The organism is Methanomicrobium sp. (genome assembly GCF_055145805.1).
Genome location: NZ_JBSREC010000116.1, coordinates 1 through 7,064, shown reverse-complemented (window position 1 = coordinate 7,064; position 7,064 = coordinate 1). Strand labels below are relative to the sequence as shown.

The following is a 7,064-nucleotide window of genomic DNA, read 5'->3' as shown; positions in this document are numbered from 1 at the left end:
AGGTGTATGCTGCAAGACCGCCGGCAGATATTGAGAATACCGCAACTTTATCTATCCCAAGCTCGTCGAGAACTGCTGCAAAAAGATCTGCCTGTTCATCAAGAGACTTTCCGCTTTCAAGCGGTGTTCCGAGGAATCCCGGGCGGGAGACTGATAGAAGCCTGAAATCAGAGCCTGCAAAGTCAATTGCCGCACGACACTGATCAACACCGCCAAGGCCTCCGTGACTGCCCATAAGAACAGGACCGTCCCCTTCTGTTATATCAATTTCTACATCCCCGAATTTTGTCTTAATTATCTTTGGGGATATGAATACACCTTTCATTATCTCTTTTTTATTATCCCCTGTGCTCTCCTGCTTTTTTGATTTCTTCTGTTTCATTTTTCCGCCTCCTTCAAATGCCATCTTTCAGTGTTTTTTGGCTTCTCATTATTTCTTATTAATATGAGTACATTTTTTCAATGCACTTATAGATTTTATAGATTGTTGGTCTTTGACCGGATTGTGCATTGCATCCATGACAGTGATATTCTTTTTTGTCACGGTGTTTATGCAATGGAAACAGACCGCAGGTAGAATTCTGCTGTGGCCAGAGAGGCATTGCATATTGTATGCCTGTGGGTCACACCTCCTGTCGACGAATTAAGAGATAAGGTTGTTTCATTTTTGCTTGAGCGTAAGTGAGAGCCTGGACTCTTGGTAAAATAGTTTAAGATTATTTTTTGTTAGATTTTGATGATAATAAAAATGAAGGCATTAAGATTTAGTTATTATTTATTGGCACAACTTTAATTTAATTAAACATATATTATCTTGATTAATGGCAGAAAATGAGATCCCTCCTTGGAATGAAAGAAATGACATTTTAAAAATCTATAAAATATCTGGAAAATTTGGCTGGCTCCACCTCATTGTAGCACAGGAGAAAAAAACAGGACGAAAATTCCTAAGATTAAAACGATTCAGGAACTGGTTTGCGATTCCAGACAAGGAATCTTTATCACGTGTACAAGAAATGCTAAAACGAGGAGCTGATGAATTAGATTGGACATATGATGAATCAATTCCAATAAAAATTGAAGAAATAAAAGCGCCTGAAGAAATAAAAATAGTAGATAAATATGAACAGGATTTACCTGAAGAATTAATTACTCTAATAAACGAAAATCCAAAAATTATTGAAGATTTAGTTAATTTTTGCTCCAAAGAAGGAGATATCAAATATTTATCTGATCTGTTAGAAATTTTAGGAGAAAATATTGTAAATTCAAATGAACGTTTACGTGTTGCATTCAAAGAAGTAATTGAAAAAATATCTAAAGAAGATGCTAGAGGAATGCAGGACTTATCTGATTTAATGAAACAATGGAACCTTTTCCAGATTTCATCTATTTCAAATCTGGTGAAAAGCCGTCTTGAAACAATACACACTTTTGAACAAATGATTCATGATGAAAATACGTATGAAATTAACACCGATGAATCCATCCACCGAATTCTTGAAAAAAGCATGTGGCTGATAAATGAAAATTACTTCTTAGTCCATTCCAATCGTTCTCTTAGAACATTTATCGGCGATGAAATGAAAACGAAACACTCAGAATACACAAGAAAACGTTTTGATTTTGCTGTTGTTGATAAAGATAACAAATTATTAATTTTAGAGATTAAACGCCCTTCAATCGAGTTGACAAAAGATGAAATTGATCAATTAGAAATGTATCTAAGAATAACAAAGCAGTATAAAGCAAAAAATTACCGTTCAGTGGAGGGATTCCTCATTGGAAATAAAATATCTCCAGAAGCGTGGGATATAATGGATTATCGTAAAGGAATTAATCTCATGACTTATGATGATCTTTTAGAAGGGTGTAGGGAACGATATACTGAATATCTTGAAGTAATTGAAAAATAACTAAAAAAAATACGATCGGGATATGATACTGGTTTTTCAATTTTAAATCCAGTATTCATGAACTCTCGATAATCGCAATCTCTTCTTCAGAAAGCCCGTATAGTTCATAGACGAGTTTATCGATTGCATCATCCGTCGCATCGATCCGCCGCTGGATCATCTCCTTCTCACTGCCGAGTTTTGCGTCATCGAGTTTCTTGTTCAGGTCAAGCATCGTTTCGACGAGAGAGACCATCCTGTCATGGCGTGCGACATCTTCGGAATTTCTGAAGTCGATTGTTCTGATAGGGATTTGAGTTAAGAATTGTTTATTTGCTGAATAATATCCACCTCGGAAAGGTGCACTGATAAACGGAAAATACCACCTTAACAACTCTGAATTTAGTAAAGCAAGTAGATATTTAAAGATATTACGAGAGGAAATTTCCTTTAATATTATACCGCCAACATCAACATTATCCAGAAAATGAGAGCCATTACTATCATATGCGGCATGTAATTTATCAACAAGTCGAGGAACACATATCTTTTCCTTATCTTGAATAGTCATATTTTTTAAATAGATATATCCGTACCATCTTTCATTCTTTATTTTTCCTTTTTCTCGATTTTCAAGAAGTTTCTTATTTTTATTTAAATAAGATGCAATTTGAGGATACTCTATCTCAATTTCAGAAAAAGGAATCATTTCAATCTTATTATTTAAAACAGAATAGGGGAATAATATATATTGTCGGTTCGGAAGACTTCCATATCTTTTAACATCTGTTCCGCTCAAAACCGGATGCAACAGCCCTTTTTCAAGATTAATTTCCTCATTCAATACTTCAGATTTTAATCTGTAATAATTTGGATATTCTTCTATCAAAGTTAAAATAAAAACTTTATCTGCACTTGTTTGTAATCCCACAAATATGTCTGCAATATCACCCAATTTAACAGGCATCGAATCTAATTTTTTGAATAATGCTGAGTGCTCCCCTACAACAAAATTCCATTCCTGATCAGTTACTTCTTCTGAAAAAATATCCCCTGAAATACAATCTCCGTTTTCTCTCCAAGAATCTATTGCATCTACTTTTTCGAAGATGAATGATTCCTGCTCTTTTCTACTTAAGAATAAAAGACATGTATATGTTGTTGCATTCTTGAAAACCTGTTGGTGACCGAAATGAACAATTCCATTCAGATTTTTGCCTTCTGAGATTACTTTTCTCAAAGGCTGACCATATTTTGCATTGAAAAATTTATGAGGGAGAATATATCCTAAAATTCCATTTTTATTCAGAAGTGAAAGTCCCTTTTCAACAAAAACAACATAGATATCATAGTTCCCCTTACTTGCCGATTCATACAATCTCTTATAAAACTCCACTTCCACAGGAGCCCATTCCTTCATTGCCTGAATCCGCACATAAGGAGGATTCCCGATCACCACATCAAAACCACCATTCTTAAAGATGTCTGAGAACTCCCTCTTCCAGTCGAAGGCATTGATCCTGTAATATTCCTCATCGTCATCGAAGGTCGTCTGGATATCGGAATAAATATCAGGACCGATAAGAGAATTTCCGCATTTGATATTGTTATGGAGTGATGGAAGGACCCTCTCCTGAGTGATGGTCAGCTGTTTTGTTATCCTCTCGCTCTTCTCGCCTTCAAGAACCTTCAGGAGCAAAGAGAGTTTAGTAACCTCAACGGCCTGTTGATCGATATCGACCCCGTGAATATTGTTTATCAGAATCCTCTTCTTCTCATCCGATGTAAGCCGCCAGTCGTTCTCACTCATCTGGTATATAGGGAAATCATGCTCTGAACCCGAGGACTTCTTTCGGCCTCTGCCCTTCTGTTTTGATTTGGGTTTTACAGGCAGAAGTTCCAGAACTTCCTTATCGGTTGCAGATTTCCCTTCCATCAATAGGGGAGCAAGGTTATCCATGTACCAGCTCACGTGCCAGTCGAGAAGATACTGGTATGCACCGATAAGAAACGAACCCGAACCACAGGCAGGATCAACTATCTTCAGCTCCGAAACTTCCTTCGGGGTTTTTCCCACCACAAGTTTTCCAACCGTATTTCTGACAATGTAATCCACGATATATGTCGGAGTATAGAATACTCCCCCGGCCTTCTTGACCTCCGGTTTCTCCTCGATCTTCGCCTGATGAGAACCTGTAAGCCTGATGACCTTTCCCAGAAACTGCTCATAGACCTGTCCCAAAATGTCGGCAGGAAGAACGGAGAATTCATACGGACTCTCTGGATAATATAGATTGTTGAGAATGGGTTTCAGAACTTTATCATCGATATCAAGAGTATTTGTAAGAATATCGGGTTCGTCCTTTCCTTCCTCCTTTTTGAAATGGAAAAGGCCTGAATTGTATTTATCATCGGCATGAAGGAAGAGTTTAATCAGGTTTTTGTAAATGTCCTTTCCGTCCCCATATGCCTTAAGCTGCTCGTATTCTTCGATCCCCCGGTCTTCACAAATTCTAAGAAAAATGATCCTGTCAATAATCTTCTGTACAGCCAGATTCAGTTCCCTGACAGACAGTTCCTTATTCCTAAGAGCAATATTCCTTGCAAGAACGTCACGCCAGCCTTCAATTTCAGCCAGAAATGCCTCATCAATACCGGTGGTGCCTTTCCCGCCTTTCTTCTTGATCAGGCTCTCTCCGAGATCGTCAAGAGCCCCTTTGGGTATCTGCTGTTTGGAGAATAGATTTTCAATCTCATCCCATTTTTCAATATAATCAGTATAGGTATAGTATACTATCCGGCCTTTTGAAGAGGGATCTTTTGGCGAAGGTTTTTTGGTACAGTCAAAAACTATGAACTCCTCAAAATCCGTTAGAATACTGATAGGAAGTTTGGCACTCCATGCGTAACGCCGGAGCTGGTAGGCGGGCTCTGGATTCTCCTTCAGGTTAACCGCCGGTTTCTTCGCCTCAACAAAAAATTTCCTGACACCGCCAATCCTGAATGAATAATCCGGAGCTTTAGTCTTACCTCCGATTTTTACGGCATCTTCATGTATAACTTCCTTATACCGCTCATCATAGCCCTGATTATTATCCACATCCCAGCCCAGTGCCTTGAAAAAAGGATCGATAAATTCGCGCCTAACCTGCGTTTCGTTATAGGAAGGAGACGTATATTTTGAATTATATTGATTGAATCGGTCAACAAGTTCTATGATTTCTTTGGGAGCGGACATATAAATTCAAATGCTATATTTCACAATAAAAGGATTCTGATTTCATTTTTTAACCTAGACCCACTCCTCCCCCCAACCATTTAATCCCCTTTCCCACCAAAAATCATCCATGGACTTCCTGACACACGCCTTCTCCGTGATTCTCCTCTCAGGGCACACCGACATTTTTCTCGTGTGCTTCGGCGTTATCGGAACAGTTCTTCCTGATATGGATATCCTTATGCAGCGCTTTTTGGGCTCAGGCTCTGATTCCCGCCTGTATATTTTCTCCCACGGCGGAATCACTCACAGCATTGCAGGAGCAGTTCTTCTGTCAATCGCCGGTTTCTCTTCAGTATGTCTTCTGCAGCTTACAGGTGTTTTTGGCGCTTTTCAGTTTCCGGAAGAATGCGGATTCTGGATACTGGGCTTTTTAATGATGGCGGGGGGAGCACTCCTTCATATAACGCTTGATTATCTTGCATATCCGGGGATTCCCCTGCTATATCCGATGACGGATAAAAAATATACTCTTGGCGTATTCCCGGGACCAAGCCTCTTTTTAACAGTCACAAGCGTTGTGTTTCTCGTTCTGTTCGTCACCGGATTTGCAGGAGCGGGTGATATTTATGACTGGGGAATTGTCTTTTTTGGATTCATCGCCTTCTCCTTCATAAAAAAAGGTTTTGTCGCCGTTAAGTTTCCAAATTACAAGACAATTCCTGCATTTAATCCCCTGCACTGGATACTCGTCTCAGAAGACAGCCGTGAATACACCATCAGCCGGTATTCACTGATCAAAGGCGTGTACCAGGAATCAGTGTACAAAAAAAGAGACGGGGTAGGGGAAGAGGAAATTTCCTCACTCGCAGACGACCCGGAGATGAAGAGGCTTAGGTACAATTCATATCTTGTCGTATTCGAGCGAAAAGAAGGAATTGTCATGGCATATGATCCCCTGAGAGTTTCAGGACTTATCTTTTACCCGCCGGATCATCGTGAATACCTGGCTGAATTGCCATTACAATGAAATTTTTATGATGAATTTTGTAATTTTGGATATTAACAGGATGCAGACATCCAAAAATCTATTATGCATATGTGTGCATACTTATGTATGCAGTCCACTTCAATCCGAATACGGCCGGATACGAGGGACAGTCTTTCCCTGCTTAAAAAGCATCCCCGTGAGTCATTCGATGATGTTATCACCCGCCTCATTGAATCGGCGGTCGATGACGAGCCTCTTGGCGAAGAAACCCTTCAGGCAATTGAAAAATCTCTAAAAGAATACCGCGAGGGAATATACTATACGCACGAAGAAATCCTCTTTGATCTCGGGGTGGCCGAAGGAAGCGATAACAAATCAGTCCCCCGGAAAAAAGAGACTGATGCCTGATGGTATTTCAGCTCAGGTATTCATCCTCAGCCCGTCATGCATTAAAAAAGCTCCCGCGTGAGATTTCACTTAAATTTATCTCAGTACTTGAAAGCCTGGCTGGAGAAAAAGATCCGGCTTCTTTCCTGAAGACCCTTCACGGATTTGACGACCCTCCTTTGTATTCGCTTAGAATAGGACAATACAGGGCGGTTATGTCTGTTTTAAATGACGTGATGGTAATACATGTAATCGAAATCGGGCACAGGAGCAGCGTTTACAGAAAATTTTAGAATAAAATTCCCACTAAAGAAACGGCGTTTCGAAGGGATATATAAAGCCGTAAAAAATAAAATTTTGTTTTCAGAGCCCTGCCCTGTCAACAATTGTGTCTGCTACATCCTTTGCGGTTTTAAATGGAAAGTCAGTTGCTTTGAGAAGCTTTCCTGCCTCGCCTGCAGTCATCTTAAGGTCTCCTGCCTGACATGTGGTGTCGGCACCGTTTGGAAACGCCGCAATTAAATCTTCAGGAGTTTTTACAGGAAATTTTGCTTCTGCAAGTGCGCCTGAGATC

The 7,064-nt window shown here is 39.6% G+C and carries 7 protein-coding genes; 4 read left to right on the top strand and 3 right to left on the bottom strand.

Annotated features, from left to right (window positions below):
- Positions 1–382: alpha/beta fold hydrolase (locus ACTB1O_RS10880; protein WP_462995161.1), on the bottom strand; the 382-nt coding region annotated here is incomplete at its 3' end.
- A gap of 439 nt (positions 383–821) precedes the next feature.
- Here ACTB1O_RS10880 and ACTB1O_RS10875 point away from each other — a divergent pair.
- Complete coding sequence (locus ACTB1O_RS10875) at positions 822–1,916, top strand: type I restriction enzyme HsdR N-terminal domain-containing protein (protein WP_462995160.1); 1,095 nt, start codon at positions 822–824, stop codon at positions 1,914–1,916.
- A gap of 55 nt (positions 1,917–1,971) precedes the next feature.
- Here the strand turns inward: ACTB1O_RS10875 and ACTB1O_RS10870 are convergent, their stop codons facing one another.
- The gene (locus ACTB1O_RS10870; RefSeq protein ID WP_462995159.1) at positions 1,972–5,133 is read right to left on the bottom strand and encodes an Eco57I restriction-modification methylase domain-containing protein; all 3,162 of its coding nucleotides are present in this window, start codon (positions 5,131–5,133) and stop codon (positions 1,972–1,974) included.
- A 109-nt stretch (positions 5,134–5,242) separates the two neighbouring features.
- Here ACTB1O_RS10870 and ACTB1O_RS10865 point away from each other — a divergent pair, with 109 nt between their 5' ends.
- The 3 genes from ACTB1O_RS10865 (at position 5,243) to ACTB1O_RS10855 (ending at position 6,783) form a co-directional block, all read left to right on the top strand.
- On the top strand, positions 5,243–6,142 hold the full coding sequence (locus ACTB1O_RS10865; protein WP_462995158.1) for a metal-dependent hydrolase: 900 nt from the start codon (positions 5,243–5,245) through the stop codon (positions 6,140–6,142).
- 87 nt (positions 6,143–6,229) lie between these two features.
- Positions 6,230–6,511 carry a DUF7557 family protein gene (locus tag ACTB1O_RS10860; protein ID WP_462995157.1) on the top strand — a complete coding sequence of 94 codons (282 nt, stop codon included), beginning with the start codon at positions 6,230–6,232 and terminating at the stop codon, positions 6,509–6,511.
- The gene (locus ACTB1O_RS10855) at positions 6,511–6,783 is read left to right on the top strand and encodes a type II toxin-antitoxin system RelE family toxin (RefSeq protein ID WP_462995156.1); all 273 of its coding nucleotides are present in this window, start codon (positions 6,511–6,513) and stop codon (positions 6,781–6,783) included. The genes ACTB1O_RS10860 and ACTB1O_RS10855 overlap by 1 nt, the downstream gene beginning before the upstream one ends.
- Positions 6,784–6,853: 70 nt before the next feature.
- Here the strand turns inward: ACTB1O_RS10855 and ACTB1O_RS10850 are convergent, their stop codons facing one another.
- A complete protein-coding gene (locus tag ACTB1O_RS10850) occupies positions 6,854–7,063 on the bottom strand; it encodes an MTH865 family protein (RefSeq protein ID WP_462995155.1) in 210 nt (69 codons plus the stop codon).
- Position 7,064 lies beyond the last annotated feature (1 nt).